Annotated in this window: 25 protein-coding genes and 1 pseudogene; 21 read left to right on the plus strand and 5 right to left on the minus strand. The window is 39.4% G+C overall.

Going from position 1 to position 24,919, the window contains the following annotated elements:
- Nucleotides 1–13 precede the first annotated feature (13 nt).
- Nucleotides 14–196: a sporulation protein YjcZ gene (gene yjcZ / locus ACFW35_RS18685; RefSeq protein ID WP_379837378.1), complete on the minus strand. Its 183-nt coding sequence runs from the start codon at nucleotides 194–196 to the stop codon at nucleotides 14–16.
- Nucleotides 197–321: 125 nt separating this feature from the next.
- Between yjcZ and ACFW35_RS18690 the strand changes: the two genes are divergently transcribed.
- Nucleotides 322–825: a DinB family protein gene (locus ACFW35_RS18690; RefSeq protein WP_379848078.1), complete on the plus strand. Its 504-nt coding sequence runs from the start codon at nucleotides 322–324 to the stop codon at nucleotides 823–825.
- Nucleotides 826–1,167: 342 nt separating this feature from the next.
- On the plus strand, nucleotides 1,168–2,037 hold the full coding sequence (locus ACFW35_RS18695; protein ID WP_379848080.1) for a metal-dependent hydrolase: 870 nt from the start codon (nucleotides 1,168–1,170) through the stop codon (nucleotides 2,035–2,037).
- A 262-nt stretch (nucleotides 2,038–2,299) separates the two neighbouring features.
- Here ACFW35_RS18695 and ACFW35_RS18700 read toward each other — a convergent pair whose 3' ends face one another.
- Complete coding sequence (locus ACFW35_RS18700; protein ID WP_379848082.1) at nucleotides 2,300–4,690, minus strand: transglycosylase domain-containing protein; 2,391 nt, start codon at nucleotides 4,688–4,690, stop codon at nucleotides 2,300–2,302.
- A gap of 111 nt (nucleotides 4,691–4,801) precedes the next feature.
- Between ACFW35_RS18700 and ACFW35_RS18705 the strand changes: the two genes are divergently transcribed.
- The 12 genes from ACFW35_RS18705 to ACFW35_RS18760 all read left to right on the plus strand — a co-directional run bounded on the left by ACFW35_RS18705 (nucleotide 4,802) and on the right by ACFW35_RS18760 (nucleotide 17,140).
- Nucleotides 4,802–5,098 (plus strand): hypothetical protein, encoded by a 297-nt coding sequence (locus tag ACFW35_RS18705; RefSeq protein WP_379848084.1) that lies wholly within the window; start codon nucleotides 4,802–4,804, stop codon nucleotides 5,096–5,098.
- 197 nt (nucleotides 5,099–5,295) lie between these two features.
- Nucleotides 5,296–6,213 carry a GNAT family N-acetyltransferase gene (locus ACFW35_RS18710; protein WP_379848086.1) on the plus strand — a complete coding sequence of 306 codons (918 nt, stop codon included), beginning with the start codon at nucleotides 5,296–5,298 and terminating at the stop codon, nucleotides 6,211–6,213.
- A gap of 51 nt (nucleotides 6,214–6,264) precedes the next feature.
- Nucleotides 6,265–6,873 carry a TetR/AcrR family transcriptional regulator gene (locus ACFW35_RS18715; protein ID WP_379837392.1) on the plus strand — a complete coding sequence of 203 codons (609 nt, stop codon included), beginning with the start codon at nucleotides 6,265–6,267 and terminating at the stop codon, nucleotides 6,871–6,873.
- 370 nt (nucleotides 6,874–7,243) lie between these two features.
- A complete protein-coding gene (sigX, locus tag ACFW35_RS18720; RefSeq protein ID WP_379837394.1) occupies nucleotides 7,244–7,789 on the plus strand; it encodes an RNA polymerase sigma factor SigX in 546 nt (181 codons plus the stop codon).
- Nucleotides 7,776–8,954, plus strand: a complete 1,179-nt coding sequence (locus tag ACFW35_RS18725) for a hypothetical protein (protein ID WP_379848088.1) — start codon at nucleotides 7,776–7,778, stop codon at nucleotides 8,952–8,954. Before sigX ends, ACFW35_RS18725 begins: the two co-directional genes overlap by 14 nt.
- Before the next feature lie 114 nt (nucleotides 8,955–9,068).
- Nucleotides 9,069–9,527 (plus strand): C40 family peptidase, encoded by a 459-nt coding sequence (locus ACFW35_RS18730; RefSeq protein ID WP_379848090.1) that lies wholly within the window; start codon nucleotides 9,069–9,071, stop codon nucleotides 9,525–9,527.
- Nucleotides 9,528–9,723: 196 nt separating this feature from the next.
- Nucleotides 9,724–12,753, plus strand: coding sequence for an efflux RND transporter permease subunit (locus tag ACFW35_RS18735; RefSeq protein WP_379848092.1), 3,030 nt, complete (start codon nucleotides 9,724–9,726; stop codon nucleotides 12,751–12,753).
- Between the two features lie 453 nt (nucleotides 12,754–13,206).
- The gene (uvsE, locus tag ACFW35_RS18740; protein ID WP_379848094.1) at nucleotides 13,207–14,172 is read left to right on the plus strand and encodes a UV DNA damage repair endonuclease UvsE; all 966 of its coding nucleotides are present in this window, start codon (nucleotides 13,207–13,209) and stop codon (nucleotides 14,170–14,172) included.
- Between the two features lie 169 nt (nucleotides 14,173–14,341).
- On the plus strand, nucleotides 14,342–15,067 hold the full coding sequence (locus ACFW35_RS18745) for an SDR family NAD(P)-dependent oxidoreductase (RefSeq protein WP_379848096.1): 726 nt from the start codon (nucleotides 14,342–14,344) through the stop codon (nucleotides 15,065–15,067).
- Entirely contained in the window at nucleotides 15,067–16,092 is a 1,026-nt protein-coding gene (locus ACFW35_RS18750; protein ID WP_379848098.1) for an S-adenosylmethionine:tRNA ribosyltransferase-isomerase, read from the plus strand. The genes ACFW35_RS18745 and ACFW35_RS18750 overlap by 1 nt, the downstream gene beginning before the upstream one ends.
- A gap of 9 nt (nucleotides 16,093–16,101) precedes the next feature.
- A complete protein-coding gene (locus tag ACFW35_RS18755) occupies nucleotides 16,102–16,449 on the plus strand; it encodes a VOC family protein (RefSeq protein ID WP_379848100.1) in 348 nt (115 codons plus the stop codon).
- A 184-nt stretch (nucleotides 16,450–16,633) separates the two neighbouring features.
- On the plus strand, nucleotides 16,634–17,140 hold the full coding sequence (locus tag ACFW35_RS18760) for a DUF6886 family protein (protein WP_379848102.1): 507 nt from the start codon (nucleotides 16,634–16,636) through the stop codon (nucleotides 17,138–17,140).
- 381 nt (nucleotides 17,141–17,521) lie between these two features.
- Here ACFW35_RS18760 and ACFW35_RS18765 read toward each other — a convergent pair whose 3' ends face one another.
- Entirely contained in the window at nucleotides 17,522–19,363 is a 1,842-nt protein-coding gene (locus ACFW35_RS18765) for an LTA synthase family protein (RefSeq protein WP_379848103.1), read from the minus strand.
- Between the two features lie 121 nt (nucleotides 19,364–19,484).
- Here ACFW35_RS18765 and ACFW35_RS18770 point away from each other — a divergent pair, with 121 nt between their 5' ends.
- The 4 genes and pseudogenes from ACFW35_RS18770 to ACFW35_RS18785 all read left to right on the plus strand — a co-directional run.
- Nucleotides 19,485–19,886 (plus strand): VOC family protein, encoded by a 402-nt coding sequence (locus ACFW35_RS18770; RefSeq protein ID WP_379848105.1) that lies wholly within the window; start codon nucleotides 19,485–19,487, stop codon nucleotides 19,884–19,886.
- Between the two features lie 10 nt (nucleotides 19,887–19,896).
- On the plus strand, nucleotides 19,897–20,454 hold the full coding sequence (gene lepB / locus ACFW35_RS18775) for a signal peptidase I (RefSeq protein ID WP_379848150.1): 558 nt from the start codon (nucleotides 19,897–19,899) through the stop codon (nucleotides 20,452–20,454).
- A 52-nt stretch (nucleotides 20,455–20,506) separates the two neighbouring features.
- The gene (locus ACFW35_RS18780; protein WP_379848107.1) at nucleotides 20,507–21,004 is read left to right on the plus strand and encodes a DNA-3-methyladenine glycosylase I; all 498 of its coding nucleotides are present in this window, start codon (nucleotides 20,507–20,509) and stop codon (nucleotides 21,002–21,004) included.
- Between the two features lie 58 nt (nucleotides 21,005–21,062).
- Nucleotides 21,063–21,401: pseudogene (locus ACFW35_RS18785) on the plus strand (L,D-transpeptidase); the annotation flags it as partial.
- Between the two features lie 25 nt (nucleotides 21,402–21,426).
- Here ACFW35_RS18785 and ACFW35_RS18790 read toward each other — a convergent pair.
- The gene (locus tag ACFW35_RS18790; RefSeq protein WP_379848109.1) at nucleotides 21,427–21,684 is read right to left on the minus strand and encodes a hypothetical protein; all 258 of its coding nucleotides are present in this window, start codon (nucleotides 21,682–21,684) and stop codon (nucleotides 21,427–21,429) included.
- A 13-nt stretch (nucleotides 21,685–21,697) separates the two neighbouring features.
- Nucleotides 21,698–22,951 carry a tetratricopeptide repeat protein gene (locus tag ACFW35_RS18795; protein ID WP_379848111.1) on the minus strand — a complete coding sequence of 418 codons (1,254 nt, stop codon included), beginning with the start codon at nucleotides 22,949–22,951 and terminating at the stop codon, nucleotides 21,698–21,700.
- Between the two features lie 223 nt (nucleotides 22,952–23,174).
- Between ACFW35_RS18795 and ACFW35_RS18800 the strand changes: the two genes are divergently transcribed.
- From ACFW35_RS18800 to ACFW35_RS18810, 3 genes are all read left to right on the plus strand, one after another.
- Nucleotides 23,175–24,077 carry a hypothetical protein gene (locus ACFW35_RS18800; protein WP_379848113.1) on the plus strand — a complete coding sequence of 301 codons (903 nt, stop codon included), beginning with the start codon at nucleotides 23,175–23,177 and terminating at the stop codon, nucleotides 24,075–24,077.
- Between the two features lie 79 nt (nucleotides 24,078–24,156).
- Nucleotides 24,157–24,567 carry an NUDIX hydrolase gene (locus ACFW35_RS18805; protein WP_379848114.1) on the plus strand — a complete coding sequence of 137 codons (411 nt, stop codon included), beginning with the start codon at nucleotides 24,157–24,159 and terminating at the stop codon, nucleotides 24,565–24,567.
- Nucleotides 24,568–24,612: 45 nt separating this feature from the next.
- The gene (locus ACFW35_RS18810) at nucleotides 24,613–24,912 is read left to right on the plus strand and encodes a hypothetical protein (RefSeq protein ID WP_379848116.1); all 300 of its coding nucleotides are present in this window, start codon (nucleotides 24,613–24,615) and stop codon (nucleotides 24,910–24,912) included.
- Nucleotides 24,913–24,919 lie beyond the last annotated feature (7 nt).

The following is a 24,919-nucleotide window of genomic DNA, read 5'->3' on the forward strand; positions in this document are numbered from 1 at the left end:
CTTTGGGCTGTTCTTATCTCAACGTCGCACCGATGATGATGAGAAGGATAAAAAGCACTACAATTAAAGCGAACACTCCGCCACCGCTTCCGTATCCATATCCGCCGCCATAGCCATAACCGCCACATGGAGAGCAGCAGCCGTATCCGTATCCTGGATATCCCCAGTTACGTTGTTGTTGTCTCTTTCCAAACATGCTGTAATTCCTCCTTCTTTCTTGTGCCTTATGCTTTCATCTATAGTGTATGTCCCAGGAGAAGGAGTGACAGGGACAATACCCTAATTAAAATCAAAAAGTTTTGAAATTAAAGGAGGACAACCATGAGTGAAGTGCTGACTAAGTATAAGAGTTTTACGAATTGGCTTCTGCAGCTTAAACAAATGCCAGAGGAATATTGGCTGGTGCCTATTAAAGATGGGAAATGGTCAGTTGGTGAAATTGTTGCCCATATTAAAGCATGGGATGTCTTTGTCTGGGATGAGAGAGTTGCTTATTTTGTGAGCGGATCTGAAATTCCGTCAAAAAAAATAAACGTTGAAGAGATCAACAGCAATGCTGCAAATGAAGCAAAGTCAGGCATATCCAAAAACCAGCTTCTAGATGAAGTGATTGAATGCCGCCAAGTAGTTGCAAAGAAGTTAGGAGAAGTCCCGAGTTTTGTTTGGCAGGAAAAGATTGAAATGGGTTCAAAAATGATTACATTATGTGAATATATTGGCGGACTGGTGGAACACGACGAACATCATAGAATTCAAATTGAAGAATTCCTTACGGCGAAAGGGATTGACGTATTAAAACAGGAAGTGTTGACCGATAGGAAATAAAGTCGAATTTCCCCGGAAATTATTTCGGGAAATAATTGAAGTTATGGAAAGAGCTTCTATCAAGACAGAAGCTCTTTTTTCCGTTACCATATAATAAAACGCTCTTTTCTAAAGGATTGTTGCTTAAGTTTTTTTCTAATGTCATCATTTGTAAGTTGATTGGAGCGCAAGGTTGCCGACTCCTACGGGACGAGCGGTCAGGTGGAGACTCCTAATGGCGCAAAGCGGCAGGAGGCTCACCGCACGCCCCGTGGAAAGCGAGCAGCTTGGAGCGGAAATCAACTAACTTTCAGGAGCAACAATGGATACGAAAACAGCCAAATAAAAAAATAAAGAGGGCACATGGATACAATTACGCATACTTTATTTGGATTAACCCTTTATGGTGCGGCAAATAAATCAAATATGGATAAGTCACATAAAAGAGCACTCCTGCTTACAACTGTAGTGTGCAGTCAAATACCTGATATTGACGTGGTCGTTAATCTGACTGAAACTGGGCGAATCATGCAGCAAATGTGGCATAGAGGCTTAACGCACTCGTTTTTTCTAATACCAATCTGGGGAATCGTGATTTACTATTTGAGTCGTCTATTATTTAGAGTAAAAGACAGGCGGCTTTTTTATTGGGCACTTCTAGCTGTTTTCATACATGATACGAGTGATCTTTTCAATACATGGGGAACCGGTTATATCGAACCTTTCTCCAGTTATCGTGTAACATTCGGGACGATTCCGATTGTCGATTTTGTGTTTTGGTTTCTGATGCTTGCTGGATTCATTGTTTCTCGAAAAAAACCAGCCAGTGAAAGGTATAAAGTATTCAGAGTGGTATGGCTGCTAATGATCGCTCATGTTGCCATCCAGTCTGCTCAAGGATATATCATTTATAATGAAGCAAAGGAAAAGTATGAAGATGTAGCACTGGCTGCAGGTTTTGTGCCTACTCAATTTCAGGTGATCAGAAAAGATGGGAACGAAGTAGAGATTGTAAAAGACAGCATTTTTATAAAACCTGAATTAGAGCACCGTTTGATCTCAAAGGATGAAGCCGATCTTGCACCGCTTTTTGAAGAGAATCCGAGAGCAAAAACTCTTCATGAATGGTCTCCTTTCGTTGTTGTAGTTGAAGAAGATGACAAGCTGGGAATCTATGACCCGAGGTTTTATCGGAATGGAGAATCTTTCTTATATGAGTTCATAAAAAAGTAACCCTGAAATATTTAGGGTTACTTTTTGTGATGGCTATTTTTTATACATTGTTGCTATGAGAAGATGTTGATTTCCGCTACAGGATGCTCGCTTTCCACAGGGCGTGCACTGAGCCTCCTTGGCGCTTTGCACCATTAGGAGTCTCACCTGTCCCGCTGATCCCGCAGGAGTCTCGCACCTTACGCTCCAATCAACTAGTCAAAGAAGCGTACTCAACAATAAATGTGCATAAACACTAATCTATTAGAATAATACTCTGCGGTTAATTCGTTACTGTTTGAGTTTCTGTCGTTGTTGCGTTAGTTTCTGCAGTGCCATCATCTTCTGCTGGCGGATCAGTTGGTGGTGTGTCTGGTTCTGGCTCTGGTTCTTCCGGATCTTCAGGTTCTGTTGGCGGATCCTCTGGTTCAGGGTCTGTTCCGGGATCGTCCGGTTCGTCATCCTGTGGTGGTGGAGGATCAGCTTCGTCATCTCCTTTTGGTTCAGTTGGAGGAGGAGGATCTGTATTCTCGTCTTCGTCTTCTTTTCTTTTTTCTTCTTCTTTTTGTTTAGACTCTTCTTCCTTTTTCTTTTCTTTATCTTTCTCTTTTTCTTCATTCTCTTTCGATTCTTTCTTCTTTGGAGCTTTCTTTTCTTTTATTGGTGCTAAAAGCTCTTTTGTAGAAGTTCCTTTTACAATGAGCTCTCTAACTGTGTTGGAACCATTCTTATCTTTTGTGATATAGCCAGTATCTTTATTAATATAGATTTCTTCTACGGATTTTGGCTTTTCAAAACCGGCTGTTTTCTTATCTTTCGAAACCTCAGAAACAATTGATTTAAAGATATATTTAGCAATTTTTTGGTCTTCAGGGGTTAAATATTGTTCGGCGTTCGTCTTGTCATACCCCGTCCATACAGCTGCAGTGTAATTGGTGGTATATCCTGCAAACCATGAATCGCTGGATCCTTTTTCAATATCCAATCCTTCAGGCATGTTCGTTGTACCAGTTTTGCCGGCCACTTCTAATCCAGGAATAGCAGCTAATGTTCCTGTACCTCGCTTCACGACGTCTTTCAGCATATCTGTAACCATATATGCGGTGTAGTCATGCATCGCTGCAACAGGTTTTGATTCAAACTTCTTCTCATAGCCATCGGAAAACTTAACTTTACGCAAAGTTGTTGGTTTATGATACACACCCTTATTTCCAAAGGCTGTGTATGCTCCGGCAAGTTCCAGTGGGGAAGGACCATGCTTAAATCCGCCGATTGCATAAGCGGGATAAGCAGCCTTAAGCGGGATGCCGAGGTTATTGGCAAACTTAACGGCATCTTCAGATCCAACTTCCATAAATGTTTTTATCGCAGGAATATTGTAAGACATAACGAGTGCTTCCCGCATAGAAACGTCTCCATGGAATTCATCATCCCAGTTGCCTGCTTCCCAATCACCGATTTTTAATTCCTCATCTTTTATTTGTTTATAAGTCGACCATTTTAACTTTTCGATGGCAGGACCGTAATCAAGAATCGGTTTGATCGTTGAACCTGGCTGCCTTTGTGTGTCAGTGGCATAGTTAAATCCTTTTGCGATATCTTCATCACCGCTCGTTCTGTTTCCGCCTAAAGCACGAATGACTCCTGTCTTCGTATCGAGAAGCGCTACACCCGCTTTAAACTTTTCACTAGGATACTTTACATACTCTTCTGTAGACAGAACTTTTTCAGTATGTGCCTGTGCTTTTGGATCCAGAGTTGTGTAGATTTTTAAACCGCCTTCATAAATAGCACGTTCTGAGATGCCTTTCTCTTTTAATTCTTTTATTACTTGCTGAATGAAAGATTCATATTTTAATCGCTTGGCTTTTTCTTTAACCAGTGTATCAGTAACTGAAGTTTTTACTGCTTTTTCTTTCTGTTCTTTTGTAATAGCACCATTTTTGTACATTAACTCTAAAACTGTATTGCGTCTCTCCTCAGCCGCTTTTGGATGAAGAAAAGGGTCATATCCGCTAGGTCTTTGAGGAAGACCTGCTAATAATGCAGCTTCAGCTGGTGTTAAATCTTGTAGCGGTTTGTTGAAGTACGTCTTGGATGCAGTTGCAACCCCGTAAGCTCCACCGCCAAAATAAATCTTATTTAAGTACATCTCTAAAATTTCGTCTTTGGAGTACTTTTGTTCTAACTGAATCGCAAGGTATGCTTCCTGTACTTTCCGCTTAATCGTTTTATCTGATGACAGCACACTGTTTTTTACGACTTGCTGAGTGATGGTACTCGCACCTTCTGCACCAAAACCATCTTGCACGTTTGCTAATGCCGCTCCAAATATGCGTTTAACATCAACACCCATGTGTTCTTTAAAGCGGGTATCCTCTGTTGAGATAAACGCTTGCTGCACAAGTTCAGGAATGTCTCCAATTTTAGCGTATTCTCTGCGTTCATTGCTTGTAACATAAGTGACAAACTCATCGTTCATATCATAGATCATAGAAGATTGCGGATCATTTAAGGCTTCTTCCGTTAATTTCGGAGTTCCATTTACATAGGCAAATATCATTGCGCCTCCGAAGGTCACGCTGGATAAGAAAAATATGAGAGTAATAATAGCAGTTCGCCGGATCCAGCGTGACCGTTTCTTTTGCTGACGGAGCTCTGTTCTTTTAGCCACAGCACTCTTCCTTTCTTTGGATACTATCCTTGATTTACCCATTCTCTTCCTAAATAAAACAGTTTATGAAATGAATGAAGGGGAAAAATGAGTAAAAGAGGGAGTGATCTCATGAAACCACAGACAAAAGAACGCGCTGAGCTTATCTATTCTATGCTCGGACAAATCATTCAAAAACAGACCGCAAGTGAAATTGAATTAAACCGTTTAACTGAAATATGCCAGCTGTTAAAGGAAGATGTAGAAGTTGGAGAAAAGACATCCGGTGTACTGGATGATCTTTGTGAACTCGGAGGGAAAGCATTGGAACTTACCTCGGATAAACAAAGAGAGGAATTTATCCAGCAGGAGGATCGAAAGCTGGAAGAATATTATGAGCACTTTAAAACCTTATTAGAAGAAAAATGATGGGCTGTCCCAAAAGTAAGTTTAACTTACTTTTGGCAGCCCCAATTTTTTATTTTTAAAAATAAAATTTAATAAAGTCTATGGACCCATTAAATATTTGTCGAACGATTTTAATAGTCATCCATCGTTGCTTTTAATAAAATGAAATTAAATAAAACGACCAGTCGTTTTAAAATTAATTTCAGGGAGTGAAGCATGTGCTAGTCATTAAACGTTTTAGTGAGTTATCTTTTAACGAAGCTATATCTTTATGGAATGAATCTTGGAAACACTACTTCTCTGATATGACGATGGACCTCAACCGTTTCTTGCAAAAAGTAACAGGGGAGGGAATCTCATTAGAAAATTCCGTTGCAGCTGTTTACGAAGGGAAACTCGCGGGATTTGTACTGAACAGTTTTAGAACGATTAACGGCAAACAATATGTATGGAACGGAGGCACTGCGATCGCACCTGATTATAGAGGAATGGGAATCGGGAAAAAATTAATCTCAGTCTGTCTAGAGATCTACGAAGAGCAGAATGTAGATATTGCACGTCTAGAAGCAATTAAAGAGAATGAAACAGCAATAAAGTTATATGAAAAGATGGGCTATCAAACGTTTGAAGAACTTGCTTTTATGCAGCATGTAGGAGAGATTTCTGTATATCAAGGACTAGGTTCAAATGTCACTGTAAAAAATGCGGATATGCAGGAGATCAAATCATTGCCATTCTTTGAGCCTCTTACTGCATGGCAAACACAATTCCAAAGTTTAAAAGATTTTTCATGTGCGGTTGCAATAGATGGTGAAAAAACTATCGGATATGCAGTATATAAAAAGGGCTTTAAAGAAACAGGAGAGCTGGCAGGCATTGTACTGTATCAGTGCGGGGTTAACCCTGAATATCATCTAGAGGAAGAAGCAACAGCGAATTTGATCAATTTTGCCTTTGCTCCAGAAGAAGGGGCTGTAAGAAGATTAACGATGAACGTCCCTAAAAAGGATGATGCGTTAAACCGCTTATTGAATGAGGCAGGTTTTACTAAGTTCGTGGAACAAGTCCATATGGAGCGTCCGATTAAAAAAGAGATGGAATCCCAGGCAGCAAAAACTTTTTCCGAAATAGACTGAAAACTCTGTTATACTTGAAATGGAAGACGTGTCATAAATGGAGGAAGCATCATGCCTAAAGTTTCAGCTCAGTATAAAGAAGAGAAACGAAACCACATACTTGAGAGCGCCCTAAAATGTTTCGGTGAAAAAGGGTATCAAGCGACAATTATAGATGATATCGTGAAAGATTCAAACATCAGTAAAGGCGCTATCTATAATTATTTCGAAAGCAAAGAAGAGATCTATTTGCAGCTTCTTAAAAAACGCACCAATACGTTTTTTGAAGAAATGGATGAAGTGAATGCAAACCTTAATAGTGCGAAAGAAAAACTTGCTAATCTCTTTAAGCGATTTAAAAAGCAAGAATTAAAAGAAGATGATCAGCAGACAATGCGTGTTTATATTGAGTTTTGGCTTTATGGCTCGAGGCAAGAAGATTTAAGAAAAATTCTTGCAGAGAGATACAACCGTTTTATAGACTACATTGTTAATATTATAGTAGAAGGCCAGCAGGCCGGAGAAATTAAGAAGGAAATTGATCCGCAGAATATTTCAAGGATCTTCTGGGCAATTCGCGACGGCAATGTATTGCATTATTCTTTTTTAGGGGAAGAAGAGCAATACCGAATTGCCTGGGATACAATTGAAGAAATGTTCTTGAACTATGTACAGCAATAAAGACGCCGAGACCGGCGTCTTTTTCTATTACTCTTTTCTAAAGGCTGCTTTCGCATACATTGTTGCTTTTGGAAGTCGTTGAATTCCCCTCCAGGTAGCTCGCTTTCCACGGGGCTTACCGCATACCCTGCGAAAGCGAGTTCTGTAGCGGAAATTAACCTCTTACAAAAACGGTAATGTTTACGAAACACCTTTTTCTATTTAACGACTTTATTTGTCTAAGAAGTAAAGCTTTTGTTGGTAATTATCGACAAATTGGTCCTTTCGGGATGCCTCAATTAAGAGTAGACTAATAGAGTAACATGTTTGTAATGTAACTTTTTATAAGTAAATACGACTACATAAATAGATAGACAGGGGGCCATTCGAGGTGAAGGAAACGTTCGACCGGTTATACGATGAATATCACCACGCGTTGTTTCAATTTCTTTTTTACATGGTCCGAAACCGGGAATCGGCGGAGGATCTTGTTCAGGAAGTTTATATCCGGGTATTAAACGCGTATGAAAGTTTTGAAGGCAAAAGTTCAGAAAAAACATGGTTGTATTCGATCGCCAGGCATGTGGCCATTGACTGGCTAAGAAAACAATCACGGCGCAACAAACGATTTTTGATCTTTGACATTAAAGAAAGTGAAAGTGTGCTAAGAGATCAGGACCCCCTTCCAGAAGAGTTAATAGCAAAGAAAGAGTCTTTTAAAGATTTATATAAAATGCTTAAACGCTGTTCTTTAGATCAGCAGCAGGTACTCGTGCTTCGGTACATTCAGTCATTATCTATCTCGGAAACTGCGCAAATTTTAAGTTGGACAGAAAGCAAAGTGAAAACCACCCAGCACCGGGCCATAAAAGAATTGCGCAATTGGCTGGATCAGCAACCGGGCCTGGAGGAGGAATTGAAAGATGGAACCAATTAAGTGGAACGACGAAAACATTGAACAGCATCTTAAAAGTCTGCCCCCTATAAAAGACCGCCGATCTAAACAAGAGCTTTATTTAAAGGTACAGGCGAAGGTTCATTATAAAGACAATAAAGGGAAGCGGCTTCCGACGTGGAGTCTTCCAGCCCTTGCGACAGCTTGTGCACTTGTTATTTTTGGTGTGTTTGTTCCTGACCTTATAAAAAACGGCGGAAAGATGGAGCAGAACAAAATGGCTCTTGAAGCTGATAAAGGGTCAAAAGGAATGGATGCAGCTTCAACTGCCACAGACGAAAGGGTGAGTCAGAAAGCTGAAAACAAAGTTGTACCTGTTGCTTATCATGGTCCTATACAAGAAAGCAGCCTTGATGGCGGCGGGGTTGATCAAGATTGGGTAACGGTAGGTTATCTGGACGAACAAGCGCAGCTTGTCGTACCCGTTAGTTTTGTAACCGATCCTGACCATTATTTAACTAAAGTGAACGATCAAATAAAAAAGTTTGATCCAAAAGCAGCGGGCCTTTCTGGAAGTCCGCTTCAGCGTGCAAAGATTACTGAGGAAGAAGAAACCGTCTTTATTGACTGGCCGGCAGGTTCAATTTATGAAGCCGAAGAATCTTTATTGAAGCCATTAATGGCACTTACTTTTGCGAATGAGAACCAAAAGTATAAAGTGGTATTCCGGTCAGACGGTAAAGAGGGATATGAGTTTCCTAGAATGGGTCTGTTAAATTCTTTAGATCTTGAAGTTCCGGGAGCGCCTCACTTCCGTTATGATGCACCAACTACAGACGCTTTTATCGTCAGTTTATTTTCAGCAGGATTGGAAGGCGATGAACTGCCTGGAGAATTAAAAGGTGCACTTGATGTTATGGATGAAGAACAAGGGTACGGATTGAAACCGCTGCTGCCAAAAGATCTAGAGTTTGGAGTTAAGGAAATTGCAGATGATTCGGTTGAGATCACATTTCCTGACACTTTCAAACTGTCTCATGAGGATACAGAAGACCTGATGATGATTGATGCTATACTTCTTACGGCAGAAAGCTATGGATACGAATCTATAATGTTTAAGAATACAAATCTTGATTCTATTGGACCCTACCAGCTAAATGAACCGATCGAAGGCATTACAGGGCAAAATGTATACCACTATCAATAGATTGTCGAAAAAGGCTGCAATTTGCAGTCTTTTTCTTATGCAAAAAAAGTAACTTTGCGGTAGAGCCCATCGACTAATAGATTGTAAGAGCTAATTTAAGAGAGGATGTTTTATATGAAACGTATACTGCTGGCATTTGTTTCATTAGGGCTCGCTGCACTATTAATTCTAGGTGGTGTAACCGCAGCAAAAGCTTCTCCATCCTATGACCAGGAAGTAACTGAAACCGCTAAACTCTATAAGGGAACTCCATTCAAGTGGGGAGGCACAACGCCAAAAGGGTTTGATGCATCAGGTTTTACCAAATATATTTTTAAAACAACCGTAGTGAATAAAGATATTCCAAGAACAACAGCCGCTCAATATAAAGGCGGAGCGGCTGTTGTGAAAGGCAAAGAAAAAATGGGTGATCTCGTTTTCTTTAAAACAAACGGTAAAAGTATCTCTTTTGTCGGGATCTATCTAGGCAACAAGGAATTTATTGCAGCAACTTCTAAAGGGGTGCGCATCCAGTCATTAAATACAAAATATTGGAAAGACAGTTATGCAGGAGCGCGTCGATATTTACCATAATTTCATAGATTTACACAGCTGTTCTCATGTAAAAGAGAGCAGCTTTTTGCTGGAAAAATTCTATTTGTGTAGAATTGGCAAATTTTTATAAATGTTACTTGTTTTTCCTAATCAAACATACTACAATAACCAAGTATTGTGATATATTTGAGCCTTTTGTACTAGTGGAGGCGACAGGGGATGGAGGAAGGGAAATATGTTGAAACTGACCTGGTTTTCATTGAAAAACCGCTCAGCCATCGTAATTATGTGTTTGCTGATTTCTGCATTAGGGGTTTATGCAGGACAGCGCTTGCCGATGGAATTTTTACCAAGTATCGATAATCCTATGGTGACTGTAACGACACTTGCGGATGGCATGGATTCAGAAACGATGACAGATTCCATTACGGAGCCGATGGAGCAAGAGCTTCGCAACGTAAAAGGTGTGGAATCCGTAACATCCGTATCAGGACAGGGTATTTCTAGAATTGATTTAACATTTGATATGAAGTCAGATATGAAGGAAGTAACAGCAGAGGTTGAAAGAAAGACGAACAATTTCCCGCTGCCTGAAGGAATCAACAAACCTTACGTCGTCCAATTAAATACGTCCATGATTCCGATAATGGATCTGACGATTAACAAAGACGGTGCATTTACTACAGAAGATTATCAACTTATTGAAGAAGAAGTGATTCCCCAGCTAGAAGGTGTTGAAGGTATAGCCGATGTTGCCTTATTTGGTAAAGCAACACGAGAGGTTACCTTAACCCTGGATCAAGATAAACTTCTGGATAAGAAGGTAGCAGCTCCTCAGATCATGGCTGCTCTGCAGGGGAAAGATGTTTCACTTCCTGCAGGAAACGTAACACTTGATGAAAAAACAAACACGCTTCGGGTATTAGGTGAAATGAAGGACTTGGATGCGTGGAAAAACATTTCGGTTGCACCTGGTGTTTTATTAAAAGATGTAGCTGAATTAAAAGATGAACAGCGTCTTGAATCGTTTACACATGTTGATGGAAAAGACGCGATGTATTTATCTGTCACGAAAGAAGCTAGTGCAAACGCCGTCCAAATTGGTGACGATGTACGCGAGAAAATGAAAGAAATCAATAAGCAGTATGGGGACACATTTAAACTTTCGGTGTTCTATGCAACATCAGATTCTGTTTATGATTCTGTAATGAGCATGGCAAAAGAAGTAGCACTTGGAGCGTTGTTTGCATCTGTCGTTATTCTCCTTTTCTTGCGCCATTTTAAGTCAACGGTAATAGCTGTAATCAGTATCCCGTTATCCATTTTCTTAACACTGTTCTTATTGCATCAATCAGGCATAACCCTCAATGTTTTAACATTAGGTGGTCTGGCTGTAGCAGTTGGACGGTTAGTAGATGATAGTATCGTAGTTATCGAGAATATTTTCCGCCGTTTGCAGACAGGAGAGCGCTCTAAGGAATTAATCGTTGATTCGGTAGGAGAAGTAGCAAAAGCTATTACGTCTTCTACGATTACAACTATTGCAGTTTTCCTGCCGGTTGGTTTAGTTGAAGGTGCACTAGGTGTCTTCTTTATGCCTTTTGCATTAACGATGGTTTATTCTCTATTGGCATCACTGCTTGTAGCACTTACAGTAGTACCTTTAATGAGCTACAAAATGTTAAAGAATGTAAAAGAACATACACCAAAACCGCCTAGACGATATTTAAACATTTTAAATTGGTCATTGAACCATAAATGGATCGTTAGCGGACTTTGTTTCTTGTTATTTGCCGGTTCGATTGCTCTTTATGTTGTAATGCCAGCGGGCTCTATGGCATCAGCAGATGAAAGCATGGTTAACGTTAGTATCGAATATCCGAAAGATACATCTCTTGATGCAGTAAAAGAAGGAACATACAAGCTTGAAGAAGTAATCAATAATTACGACGGTGTGGTTTCAAGCTACTCTCAAGTTGGAGTATCAAGTGAGATGGCTCAATGGGGAATGGCTCAAGGAAACAACACAGCAAGATTGGTAGCAAAGATGGAAAAAGGTGCTGATACAGAAAAGTTTGTTGAAGAAATGAAAGAACTTGAAAATGAATACGCACCTGCAACAATTTCTGCTTCAATGGCAAGTATGATGGGTGGGAGCTCTGATTCCATCAGTTTAAATATAACTGCTGAAAAGCAAGCGGATCTGGCACCAATGGCTGAAAAGCTGACAGCAGAACTGCAAGATGTTAAAGGGCTTGAAAATGTTCAATCCAACAATGAAGATTTAAAAAATGAATGGGTACTGAATGTTGATCAATCGAAAGCGCAAGAAGCTGGATTAACACCAGCAGATATTGCCCAGCAAGTAAGAGGATTAACAGCGAACAGCCCAGTAGGTCAAATTACGCTGGAAGGCATTAAACTGCCGGTCATGATGAACTATGATTTACGTGATGTGAAGGATCGTGACGATTTATTAAATACAACGATTCTTTCTCCTGTAAAAGGTCCAGTTGCTTTAAAGGATGTTGCTGAACTATCGCTTCAGCCTGCAAAAGCTCAAGTATTCCGTAAAGACGGGAAAGAGTATCTGCAGGTTACGGGTATCATTACAGATAAAAACATCAAAAAGGTAAACGCTGATATTGCGAATATCCTTAAAAACATTGAGAAACCAGCTGGCGTATCAGTCGCATTAGGCGGAGTTGGAGAAGAAATGAACGAACAGTTCATGGATCTCTTCATGACGATGGGAGCGGCTATTCTGATCGTATACTTAATCATGGTGATCACATTCGGTCAGGCGCGCGCACCATTCGCGATTCTGTTCTCACTTCCGCTCGCAGCGATAGGAGCAATCCTGGCGCTTGTTATTACACGAATTCCAGTTGATATCTCATCATTAATCGGGGCACTCATGCTGATCGGTATTGTTGTAACGAATGCGATTGTATTCATCGACCGCGTTCAGCAGCAGCGTGAAAAAGGCTTAAGTGTAAGAGAATCGATCTTAGAAGCGGGTTCTACCCGTCTTCGTCCAATTTTGATGACAGCTGTAGCGACGATCTGTGCTATGATTCCGCTAATGTTTGGCGGAGCAAGCGGCAGCCTTGTTTCGAAGAGTCTGGCGATCGTAGTTATCGGCGGTCTATCCGTATCAACATTGCTTACATTAGTTGTCGTACCGGTGATCTATGAAATGCTGGCGAATATCGGCAACCTGTTTAAACGCAAAAAGAAAAAGCAGGCAAAAGCAGCAGCTTAATAGATAAGATATACTAAAGCCACCTTAGTATGAAATGCTCTAAGGTGGCTTTGTGTATGTCGAAAATTGTATATAAATGTAAACCCTCGTAGTAATTACGCTAACCACAACGAATCCCTCAAAAGAAGATTATGAAGCTATTTTTGTGCATCCACATGTTAATACAGCTGAAATCTTTAATAAACATTATCAATTAGAACGTATAAACTTCTTTATATTCTCGACGTATACTCCCATTGTTGCAGAAGAGCATGGAAAAATGCATTTAGGAATCCTCGGAAACTTTTTCCCTATATCAGACGGCCAGTTTGACTATCCAAAGTGGCTCGAACTTTTTAACTAGTTATCTTATTTCAAAAGCTTAGCGCAGCATCGGTTAAGCTTTTTATATGGCTTTGGTTAGATCATAACTTCATATGGTCATACTGTTAGAGATGAAATGAGGTGTGACCAATGACCATTATTCGGCTTGGATTTGTTGCGATGAGCATGGAACTGCAGAATGCTTCTCCTTCAAAGACAATGACATATAAACAGTTCAGCCAGCTTCAAAACAGAGAAGCAGGGTTAAGAAAACTAGAACGGATTTCGCTCGCAAATGTCACAAATACATTGCGGATCTTAAAACACGCAGCGGCTCACGATATTGCTTTTTATCGGATGACTTCAAGAATTATCCCTCTTGCCAATCATGGTGATTTACTAGACTGGGATTATATCAGTCCTTTAGCTGATGCACTTCATGAAATGGGACAGTTTGCCCTGAAAAATAAGATGAGACTGGATTTTCATCCGGATCATTTTGTTCTCATAAACTCTCCTAAAAAAGAAGTCCTGAAGAACTCTTTAAAAACGCTTCAGCTTCACTATAAACTTTTAAAAAATATGGGGATTGATACAACACACCGATGTGTGATGCATGTTGGGGGCAATTACAAAGAGACAGACGTAGCACTCGAGAGATTTGTGCAAAATTGGGCTTACGTTCCCGTCCAGATCCAAAAGATGATCATGCTGGAAAATGATGATACGTCTTTTACGATGGCAGATGCCCTTTACTTATGCGAAAAGCTTCAGATTCCGCTTGTTTTTGATTATCACCATCATCTTGCCTATCATCATGATGAAAATTGGACGCAGCATTGGCCCAGAGTAGTAGAATCATGGAAACAATCAACGCTTCCGTTAAAAATGCACATTTCCAGCCCAAAGAATGAAAAACAGTTTAGAAATCATGCAGATTACGTGAATGTTAATATGTTTTTTGATTTCCTAAAAGAAGTAAAAGGCAGTGTAGAACAGATCGATTGTATGATTGAATCTAAGAAAAAAGATTTAGCGCTCTTTCAGCTTATGAGGGAAATTAAAGAAAGAAAAGATGTGGAGATCATTGATGGAGCTTCATTTCGGCTTAAATAAAACCTTGCTGCGGCAAGGTTTTTTCTTTATCTAAAGAATTTGTCGAACGATTTATAATACAAAGTCATTGACGAATGAAATTATTGGGAATTATAATTTAAATACTTAGTAAACATAAATGTATAAAAAGTATATAATAACTCGAAAATTAAATATTGGAGGCTATAACATGAAAAAAGTTGTGATGATTACAGGAGCATCAAAAGGATTAGGGAAAGCGCTTACGCTATTTTTTGCTAAAGAAGGATACAACTTAGCAATTTGTGCACGTAATGAACAGGGAATTCAAGATGTGAAAGAGGAAGCAGAACAATTTGGAGCAGACGTACTGGCGGTAAGTGCAGATATGTCTTTATCAAAAGATGTGGAACGTTTTGTAGCATTGTCAGAAGAGTACTTTGGGAAAATCGATGTTCTCATCAACAATGCTTCGATCTTAGGACCTAGTCCGATGCCATATCTACTGGATTATCCAGAACAAGATTTTGAAGAAGTATTGCGGGTCAACACGATCGGACCATTCCTCGTGACGAGAAGAGTTCTGCCAATCATGCTGCAAAAACAACAAGGCAGTATTATTAACATCACATCTGAAGCAGGTGCAACTGGTTATGCAGGATGGGGAGCGTACGGTATTTCAAAATTTGCACTTGAAGGTCTTACAGAAACTTGGGCTGATGAAGTAAGTGGATCTGGCGTTCGCGTAAACATGGTAGACCCCGGAGAAATGGATACGGAAATGCACGATCTGGCAGTTCCGGATTGTGATTATGAACTGGCGAAACCTGAAGATATCACTGCTGTATTTGGTTACTTAGCATCAGACGCGTCAAGACATATCACTGGAAAACGATTTGAAGCACAAGAGTTTCAGCTTGAGGGGAGTGGAAACTGATGGAATTTGCCATGAAGTTTGAGCTTCCACAAGAATTAAATGCGAAAGAACCGCCGGAGCGCAGGGGAATTCGCAGAGACTACGTGAAGATGATGGTATTGGACAAAACTACTGGCCATACAGAACATACAAAATTTTTTCAGCTTGACCGTTATTTAAAAAAAGGTGATCTTCTCGTACTTAATGCGAGCCGCACAGTTCCCGCAGTTTTAAAAAGTATAAGAGAGATAGACGGAACGGAAGTAGAAGTGAGGCTCGCTCACAGAAAAAATGAATCCATATGGGAAGCCCTGCCGGTTAGCGGAAACCTTAAAAAAGGGGAAATCATCCGATTTTCACCATCACTCACAGCAACAGTAGTCGAACAATCATCTGATTCACCTTTCGTTTCACTAGCTTTTAACTTGTGCTGTTCTTCTCTTTATAACCAGATTTATAGTCTGGGAGAGCCTGTGAGATACGAGTACATTCAAGAGCCTTGGAATCTTGATTATTATCAAACTGTGTTTGCAACCATTCCAGGGTCAGTTGAGATGCCGTCAGCAGGCCGTGCGTTCAGCTGGGAACTTCTTTTCCGGCTGCAAAAGAAAGGTGTGCAGATCGCATACATCACTCTTCATACCGGACTTAGCTACCTTCTTGATGATAAATGGCATAAGGGACCAGACAAAAATTTTGAAAACTATGAGGTTCCTGAAGAAACAGTAAACCTGATCCATGAGACGAAAGAAGCTGGCGGTCGAGTAGTAGCTGTAGGCACAACGGTAGTCAGAGCATTAGAAACTGTAGCGCTTGAGAAAAATGAACTCCAGGCTCATACCGGCTGGACGAACTTGTACATTACGGAAAATACGAAACTGCAAATCTGTGATGGATTGATAACAGGTATGCATGAACCAGAAGCCAGCCATCTGCAGCTGCTTTCCGCATTTGTTGATAAAGATAAGTTATATGAAGCTTATAAAGGTGCCATCGAACAGCGTTATTTATGGCACGAATTTGGCGACATGAATCTGATTTTATAGGAGAATAGCATGCTTCATCATATTGGGATTTACATTACTGATTTAGAAAAATCGCTTCGATTCTATGAAACAATTTTGCCAGTTCAGAGAAAAGAAACAATGAATTGGAATAAGGCAGAGCTCGTCTTTTTAAGAGGCGAAGGATTTGCGCTGGAATTAATCCCTGCTACATTGTCTGATTCCCACTCAACTCATATCGCTTTTGCTGTGGAAAGTGTGAAAGCTAAAATAAAAGAGCTTCAACAATTAGGAATAACACCATCTGATGGACCATATAAGCTAGAAAACGGATGGCAAACCGTTTTTTATGAAGGACCAGATCGTGAGGAAATTGAATTTATACAATCCAATAACTAGCTTCTATTATGAAAGGCTTTCAGTAAAATAATGATGGCCGAAACCGATAAAGTCGTTTTGCGAAAGTTTCTGTATTGTTTCAAGATCAGGTTCATAAAGGGATCTTCTGAAATAGGAGATTCCTTTTTTCCTTGTTTAAAAGGATAATAAAAGAAGGATTTAAATAACAAAGGAGGACATCAATATGCTCTACCACTTTTCAGAAGAAGATAATATCGAGATTTTTCAACCAAGAAAACATCCGAGTTTTCCTGACCGCCCGCCTATGGTTTGGGCAATTGATGAAGAACGTTCCCCTCTATATCTTTTGCCGCGTGATTGTCCAAGAATTGGGTTTTGGGCTACACCTGAAACAAGTGATGATGACCGTGAAAAGTACTTACATACAACCTCAGCAGACAAGATCATTGCGATAGAAAGCAACTGGCTGGACCGCCTGCAAAACACAAAGCTTTACCGTTATTCATTTGCTCCTGATCATTTTACAATGATGGATGAAGGTGCAGGCTACTTCGTATCATATGAAACAGAGCGGTCTCTTGAAATGGAGGCTGTCGGGTCACTGTTAGGAGCAATGGTTCAAAAAGGAGTGGAGCTTAGAATAATGCCTTCACTTCAACCGCTTGCCGAACAGCTCCCAAAAACCACTTTGCACTACTCAATGATCAGGATGAGAAACGCGAAAAAATAGTCCCTGCACGAGGTGTGACCTGAGCAAGTCACAATGGTAGTGGATGAGGGTATAGCAGGGGACGAAATCGAGGATTGTAGGCTCGTGGATAAACAGCTGAAATTTTTCGAGTGAGGGCTAAAACTCGTGGATAAAGTGGCCGAATTTCTGAATTGAGGCTGCTTTTTTGTGGAATCACCGCCTTGAATAAGGATTAATACTCCGTTAGGTATCACCCGAAACTGCACCTGTTTTATGCGTTTTACGAGGGGTTCAACCTGACCAGCTTAGTTTTTTCTAATTTTCTCCCCAAAAATGAAATTTCCCTCCTGAAAACAATCAGAAGGGACAATCATATCACATTTTCTAACTCAGCTAGCCCACGGCTTTCGAACGCGAGGGTTATTTTTGTTTTAAGAACCTTAGCAGATCACCATATATAATCTGATCCGACTGATCAAGTTCTTCTTTGGCTTTTTCCATATACGGTTCACATTTGGAGGGGTCAACCGGTGCGCCAAATGGCTTAATGTAGCATGTTTCACTCGTATAAATGAAATCTTTCGTAATAAAAGAACCATTGCGAAGTACCGTTAGTTCATTATGATCTTTTGAAAAAAGGTCTGTACCAAAATGAATATCATCTTTTGCTTCAATACCAAGCAAGTGAAGCAGAGTAGGTTTTAGATCAATCTGTCCGCCAACCGTCTCGACTACTTTTCCTTTTTTACCTGGGATATGGATGAACAATGGAACCTGCTGAAGCTCTACTTGATTATAGGCTGTAATGGATGCCTTTCCTAGAACATCAGCCATCGCTTCCTGATGTCGCTCCGAGATCCCATAATGATCTCCATACACCACTACTACTGAATTCTCGTAAAGTCCAGATGTCTTAAGATCATCAAAAAACTGCATTAATGCCTCATCTGCGTAACGGACGGTGGTAAAGTACCGGCTTACTGTCCCGTCGTTCACTGGATATGGTTCAATCCACTGCTCCTCCTCATTGATTAAATAAGGATGATGGTTCGTTAACGTGATCATTCTCGCGTAAAAAGGCTGCGGGAGGTCTTTTAAGTAGGGTATGGATTGATGGAAGAAAGGTATATCTTTCAATCCGTAGTTAATCGTATTTTCGTCTGTGATCTTATAATATTCTTCACTGAAAAATTGATCATAGCCCATCGTCTTATACATGACATCGCGATTCCAGAAACTTTTATTGTTGCCGTGAAACACAGCTGAATAATAGCCGTTTGCTTTTAAGATCTCAGGCATGGCGTTATATTCATTCAATGGATGCGTCTGAAAAACTGCACCCCTTGGCAGCGGATATAGTGAGTTGTCGAGCAAAAATTCCGAATCAGACGTTTTGCCTTGTCCGGTTTGATGATAAAAATCAGAAAAATAATAGCTGGATCTTGCAAGTTCGTTTAAAAATGGTGTTACTTCCTCACCGTTAATTTCATAGTTCAAGACAAAGTTTTGAGTAGATTCAAGGGATATCACAATTAGATTCTTGTTTTTTGCTATCCCGTATAATTCAGGATTGTTTGCCGTTTCTTTATTAAGTTTATGTAGAATTTCCTCTGCATCCAAATTGCTTGCCAGCGCTTTTTGCATGGAAGATCTTGATTGAAGCATGATGTCATATAGATGGTAATTAAACGTTCCCAGGCTTTTTACTAGAATTTCCCTGTCAAATGTCCTAGTTAACAGCTGCGGACGATTAACCTCAGCTAAAATCAGGTGTACCGCTAAAATAGCCAGCCCGTATGCAAAGACTTTTCTTCGTTCTTTCGTTTTTATAGAATGATCTGACTGAAACAGAGGCTTTTTTAATAGATACGCCAAAACAAAAAGATCGGCAAAAAAGAATAGATCAGTCACGTAAACGAGCTCATAAACACTATTGCCGATATCCCCAACGTTCTTCGTCTGAAAAAGTACGGGTATCGTCAGGAAATCTGTGAAAAATCGATAATATACAACATTGGCGTATAATATAAAACTATAAATAAAAGACATCCAAATGATGACTTTTCTTCTTTTAGAAGGTGAAGTAAAGTAAGCGAAACTAAAATAGAGTACGAGAAAACTAAGCGGATTTAGAAATAATAAAATTTCTTGCAGGAAATGATCTGCAGGCAGCGTAAAAGAAACTTTAGAAACAATATAAGTTTTTATCCAAAGCAGAAAAATAGCCAGGAAGATTGCTGCGTGTTTTGTTTTAGCGGTCATGGAAACCCTCCTGTTTTGAAAACGGAAATCTTTACCATTGTAGGCTATTTTTTATAAGATTAAAAGTGTAATAATTACCTTTTAGCTATTTTAAATGATTGTATAGGGAGACAATGTTGGAATGAGCACATCTCAAGGACTTCACCACGTAGAAATTAATGTTCATGATCTTGCACGGACAAAGTCATTTTATGGCTGGCTGATGGCTGAGCTGGGCTACGAACCTTTTCAGGAATGGGACAAAGGAATGAGCTATAAAAATGGTTCTGCGTATCTTGTTTTTACACAAACAGAAGATAAGTACAATGAATTTTCTTTCCATCGCAAACATACTGGCCTGAATCATTTAGCTTTCTGGGCTAAATCACGTGCGCATGTGGAACACCTTCGTGTACAATTGAAGGGAAATAAAGTACCTTTTTTATATGATAAAGATTATCCCTTTGCTGGAGGCGAGGGGCATTACGCTTTATTTTTCGAAGATCCAGACCGCATAAAAATTGAAATTGTGGCTCCGAGGTGATGAGGATATGATAGAACAGGAAAAAGAGACCCAGCAGCAGAAGAGTGAATGGGTAAGCTGGCTTAAAGCGATCGGTTTTGCACTTGTATTTGTTTTCATAACGAAGGCTTATTTCTTCGCCCCTTATATGGTTGAAGGTGCATCCATGTCACCTACCCTTCATGATCAGGAAAAGTTGTATGTGAACAAAATCGTTTATGCATTTTCTGAACCGAAAAAAGGAGATATCGTCATCATTAAAGGTGATGATAAACGGTACGTAAAACGGATCATAGGGGTTGAAGGAGATGTTATACAAATGAAGAGTGACGTCCTCTATGTAAATAATAAAAAAGCTAAAGAATCGTATTTGCAGGAAAATAAATCAGAAGCAAAGAGCCTTGGAGTGTACTTAACTGAAGATTTCGGACCGCTGAAAGTACCAAAAGGCAAAGTATTCGTTATGGGTGACAACAGACTGAACAGCATGGATTCAAGAAATGGATTAGGCCTGATTGAAACAAAATCCATCGAAGGCCGTTCAGAAGTTGTAATCTATCCATTTAATGAAATGAGAGCAACTCAATAAAAAGTACAGCTGTGCTGTGCTTTTTTCTTTTATACAAAAAGGAGAATAAGAGATGAACCGATGCAAATGGAGTGAAGAAAGTGAAATGCTGCAGCTTTATCATGACGAAGAATGGGGCAAAAAGGCAGAAGGGAATAACAAACTGTTTGAATGCTTAACACTTGAGTTGTTTCAATCAGGTTTAAGCTGGAGAACCATTCTTCATAAAAGGGAAAATTTCAGAAAAGCCTTTGCTGATTTTAACGTAGAAAAGGTAAAGCAGTTTGGTGAAGAAGATGTTGAAAAATTAGTAGCAGACGCAGGAATCGTAAGGCACCGGAAAAAGATTGAAGCAACGATCGAGAATGCCAAAAGAATTGAAGAGCTTGTAAGAGATTATGGAAGTTTTGATGCCTTTTTGGATCAGCTGCCAGAAGACAAACTTGAAAAACAAAAAGTATTAAAGAAAACATTCAGGCATTTCGGCTTGACAACGGCAGAAAGCTTTTTAGAAGCAACAGGCAGAATACCCGCTTCACATAGTGAACACTGTTTCATGTTCACAAGCTAGTCAATGAATGAGGGGCACAACCGTTATTTCCTGCATAAGCTATAGCGGGAGGTATCACGCTATGCCTTATGTGATCTATGTATCAACAACTAGGAAAAGACTCGCCCTAGCGAAGGATGGCAAAGTAATCAAACGCTATCCGATTGGAGTCGGGAAAATGCTTACACCAACACCCACAGGAACCTATACCATTATCAATAAAGCACCCAATCCAGGCGGACCTTTTGGTGTTATGTGGATGGGACTGTCCCGACCGCATTATGGAATTCATGGTACAGACAACCCTGCATCTATCGGGAAATTTGTTTCAAAAGGCTGTATACGAATGCATAATACCCACGTGCTGGAGCTTTCTAAAATAGTGCCCATTGGGACGAAGGTGGTTATAAGTGCATAAAAAATAACCCATTAAGGGTTATTTTTTAATTTCCTGGAGGGTTATTTTCAACTCGCATAATAGAGATTAATGATAATGTTAGAGTTAGAGAACTAGGTTTATTACCAGGAGGGTTATTTTCAACTGATAATAAACTAGCTTTTTTGTTACCTGGTGGATTATTCTCTACTGCGGACATAGGTGAGTTACCTGGTGGATTATTTTCAACTGAAGTTGAATAAAAAGGCAATAAAATCGCTAAGGCAAAAGCGCTCGTAAGTAAAACTTTCTTTAAGTTTTTCATTTTATCCTCCTATTTAAAATATATTTTTTCTAGCGTTGTTAGCTATTCTGTAATATAAACTAGCTTTTTTGTATAAACCTTGTTCAAAATAAATATCTGCTAATAATTCAGAATATAAGGCTTCATACTCTAGTATACCTTTTTCTTCAAAAAATGGAATGGCAAATTTACTAAGAAAAATAGTTAGTTCTGAGTCATCGGACTTATTAAGTTTAAATTCTAAAATTTTAAGATGGTAGTACACTTCATCTTGATTATTTACATGTTTTAATCCTTTGGTTACCAATAATTGAGATTTTTCATGGTTACCTAATTCATAGTATTCAGTTGCTAATACAAAAATGGTATTCGCTGTGTGCTGAACTGATTGACTTTCCTTATACACCATACTTTTCTCTAAATAATGAATTGCTTTATTGTGGTTCTTTTGACAAGAAGCAACATAACCTAAATTATGATAGATAATACCACTTGTCATGTCATCTTTAAACAATGTTGAATATTTTAATGCTAGATTCAAATGGTATTCTGCTTTCTCATAGTTTCGTGCTCTCCGGTAACTTAATCCAAGAAGGATTTGACAATCTGCACTTCTTGAATAACAATATTCTCTATCGAAAATTGCAATTGCCTTATAAGCATAATTTGCTACTGAACTTATTCGAAGTAAATGATTATGAGTTAATCCAAGAAAATAATAAACAATGGCAGCTTCTACATCTGCAATATTTGAAGTTTGAGTAAATTGTTTATCTGCCTTATAAAAATAATCCAATGCTTCTTGATACATTTTATTGTAGTTATAATACATTCCCTGAAAAGTGAAATAATAGAATTTTAAATCATTCGGTAACTGTTGAAAAAGTTCTTTCACTTCTTTAAGTTGTGCTTTAGCTGCAAGAGTGTCAGGTGAATTACAGACGATGTAATGTCTGGCCTTAAACAGCTGATATCGTAACAGTAAGTTTGGTTCACTTACACCTTGCATTCTTTCCTCGAGTTGTTTACTAAAGCTTTGAGCTTCCTCAAATTGCCGATTAACCATCATCATATTCCACTCGTTCAACATCTCAAGTACTTTACTTTCATCAACATCCTCCGGCGAAATACCTAGACGTTCACAAAGCATGTTAATGACTTCTTCGCTTGATTTGGCGTCCCCTTTCTCGATCTTACTCAAGTAAGAAACAGAGCAAATTCCCTGTGCCAGCTCTTCCTGGGTTAGGCCTTTTGTTTTTCTATAATATCTTATTCGTTGACCGACCATAAAATCCCCCTTTCAGAACTTGGGAAAATTGTCATGCTAGACCCCCAATTAACAAGCATCTTTCCTACCATTTTTCCCAATACAGAATCAGCTGTTTGTTTGATAAGATAAATATAACAGAAAATACAAAGTTTTTGCTAGAAATTGATAATTTCGATAATTGACTTTTACATAAATCGAAGTCATGCAGGAACCGGCGTCAAATTTGAAGGGAGAGAGTACTATGGCCAAAATGTATAAATTATCATCACGAACTGCAGAGAACACGAGCTCGCTGTATGTCTCAAGTGATCCTGAACGGGCCGGAAGTGTAGTAAGAAATGAGGAGAGCGAATTTGCCTACTCCGAAGTATTCATGGACAACCAGAAGAATTACTGGTTCTCCAAAAAGGTTGAAAACAGCTCGAAGGATTATAAGTTATTTATCTTTGATCATAAAAACGGCTGCTTAAAGTCACAGATCATTAAAGGACAGCCTAACTTTTATGAATTCGATTCTTGTGTAGCAGTTGCTTGTGAGGGTGATGGTTCAAAAGGCTCAGTGCTCATCTTCTCGAAAAATGAACCAGAATTAGTTAAAGAGTGGAAAGTGAACGGCTATCTCTGGGAAGTTGAAATGAATAATGATGTTCTCTATATTTCTTCCTACATTGTTGAAGAAGATCAGGCAGTGCTTTACATCATCCGAAACGGAAAGAAAAAGCGTGTGAACCTAGGAAGCAATATGGCTCCGACAGATATCCTCTGTTATGAAAATCACGTTTACGTATCAGGAGCTCCTGTATTAAACGGAGATCCTAAGAAAGTCATGGTACTGAATGAAAAAGATAAAGTAGTCACTGAATATAAATTATCCATCTCACCTCGTGCCCTATATCAGGTAGATAATCACCTACTTGTATACGAATTGGATCTTTCAACGGGGAAAAGCGAAAGAATCGTTTATATCGATCTCCAAACTGGTGAACAAAAAGAACATGAGATTCCGCATTCGAAAATTGTGAAATGCACGAATGACTCCCTTTCTCTACTCGAACAAAACAGCAAGACGATCTACACTTGGGATCATGGCAACCGAAAAATCGTCAACACTCAAAAGGTAAATGAAAAAGCTAAAGTCATCTAATTGTTGAAAAGTCCTGTGTGAATGCGCAGGACTTTTTTGGTGCGCTCAAGAAAATTTTCCTGTAAAAGGGGGAGTTTATATGTTTTGGGAAGGTGCGAGCTGCATTTGTTTACATAAAGGGAAACTTTTAATGGTGCTGCAAGGAACACCAGAAGAAGAAAAACGATGGAGTGTTCCTTCAGGGGGCTTAGAACTAGATGAAACTCATGAAGAATGCTGTATACGCGAAGTGTGGGAAGAAACAGGCTATATAGTAAAGATCAAAGAAAAGCTTCATATAAAAGAAGGCGTATCGTTTGGCATAAACTTTAAAGTCCAATACTTTTTATGTGAAATAGTCGGCGGTACTCCAAACATTCAGGATCCTGACGGTTTAATCTACGATATAAGATGGGTATCCTTTGAGGAACTGAAACATTTAACCTTGTCCTTTCCAGAGGACCGGGAATTGCTGATGAATTATCTCGCTCCTTTTGCAGATATTATTTAGGTTTGTTCACGAAAATACAGGGGAATCTATTGAGGAGGAATCGTAGTGGAAGTTAAGTTTGCGGACAAAGCTGATTTGAACCGTTTGTTAGATTGGTGCGATGCAGCTCCAGAATTTCTTGATAAATTGCCTCAATACATGGATCGTGACGATACAACTGTATTAATGATGGAAAAAGATGAAGAAGTTATTGGCATCGCTTTATTAAAGGTAAAAGCGACCGAAAAAACGGGGACCATCTGGCTTCATTTAAATAGGGAAGGAACAGAGAACCATCCACAAATTATGCAGAAGTCGCTGAACTGGTTGAGACAAAACGGTGCAAAAGATTATACCGTCATATAAAGCTCAA

Source organism: Fictibacillus sp. NPDC058756, assembly GCF_042746035.1.
Taxonomy (GTDB): domain Bacteria; phylum Bacillota; class Bacilli; order Bacillales; family Fictibacillaceae; genus Fictibacillus.

What these genes read in the sequence shown, in the direction of transcription:
- ACFW35_RS18765 (WP_379848103.1), bottom strand. Translation starts at nt 19,363, where the DNA reads ATGACCGCTAAAACAAAACACGCAGCAATCTTCCTGGCTATTTTTCTG.
- ACFW35_RS18735 (WP_379848092.1), top strand. Translation starts at nt 9,724, where the DNA reads ATGTTGAAACTGACCTGGTTTTCATTGAAAAACCGCTCAGCCATCGTA.
- ACFW35_RS18790 (WP_379848109.1), bottom strand. Translation starts at nt 21,684, where the DNA reads ATGAAAAACTTAAAGAAAGTTTTACTTACGAGCGCTTTTGCCTTAGCG.
- ACFW35_RS18715 (WP_379837392.1), top strand. Translation starts at nt 6,265, where the DNA reads ATGCCTAAAGTTTCAGCTCAGTATAAAGAAGAGAAACGAAACCACATA.
- ACFW35_RS18750 (WP_379848098.1), top strand. Translation starts at nt 15,067, where the DNA reads ATGGAATTTGCCATGAAGTTTGAGCTTCCACAAGAATTAAATGCGAAA.
- ACFW35_RS18705 (WP_379848084.1), top strand. Translation starts at nt 4,802, where the DNA reads ATGAAACCACAGACAAAAGAACGCGCTGAGCTTATCTATTCTATGCTC.
- ACFW35_RS18795 (WP_379848111.1), bottom strand. Translation starts at nt 22,951, where the DNA reads ATGGTCGGTCAACGAATAAGATATTATAGAAAAACAAAAGGCCTAACC.
- ACFW35_RS18780 (WP_379848107.1), top strand. Translation starts at nt 20,507, where the DNA reads ATGAACCGATGCAAATGGAGTGAAGAAAGTGAAATGCTGCAGCTTTAT.
- ACFW35_RS18690 (WP_379848078.1), top strand. Translation starts at nt 322, where the DNA reads ATGAGTGAAGTGCTGACTAAGTATAAGAGTTTTACGAATTGGCTTCTG.
- ACFW35_RS18805 (WP_379848114.1), top strand. Translation starts at nt 24,157, where the DNA reads ATGTTTTGGGAAGGTGCGAGCTGCATTTGTTTACATAAAGGGAAACTT.
- ACFW35_RS18695 (WP_379848080.1), top strand. Translation starts at nt 1,168, where the DNA reads ATGGATACAATTACGCATACTTTATTTGGATTAACCCTTTATGGTGCG.
- ACFW35_RS18745 (WP_379848096.1), top strand. Translation starts at nt 14,342, where the DNA reads ATGAAAAAAGTTGTGATGATTACAGGAGCATCAAAAGGATTAGGGAAA.
- ACFW35_RS18755 (WP_379848100.1), top strand. Translation starts at nt 16,102, where the DNA reads ATGCTTCATCATATTGGGATTTACATTACTGATTTAGAAAAATCGCTT.
- ACFW35_RS18760 (WP_379848102.1), top strand. Translation starts at nt 16,634, where the DNA reads ATGCTCTACCACTTTTCAGAAGAAGATAATATCGAGATTTTTCAACCA.
- yjcZ (WP_379837378.1), bottom strand. Translation starts at nt 196, where the DNA reads ATGTTTGGAAAGAGACAACAACAACGTAACTGGGGATATCCAGGATAC.
- ACFW35_RS18770 (WP_379848105.1), top strand. Translation starts at nt 19,485, where the DNA reads ATGAGCACATCTCAAGGACTTCACCACGTAGAAATTAATGTTCATGAT.
- uvsE (WP_379848094.1), top strand. Translation starts at nt 13,207, where the DNA reads ATGACCATTATTCGGCTTGGATTTGTTGCGATGAGCATGGAACTGCAG.
- ACFW35_RS18730 (WP_379848090.1), top strand. Translation starts at nt 9,069, where the DNA reads ATGAAACGTATACTGCTGGCATTTGTTTCATTAGGGCTCGCTGCACTA.
- ACFW35_RS18725 (WP_379848088.1), top strand. Translation starts at nt 7,776, where the DNA reads ATGGAACCAATTAAGTGGAACGACGAAAACATTGAACAGCATCTTAAA.
- ACFW35_RS18800 (WP_379848113.1), top strand. Translation starts at nt 23,175, where the DNA reads ATGGCCAAAATGTATAAATTATCATCACGAACTGCAGAGAACACGAGC.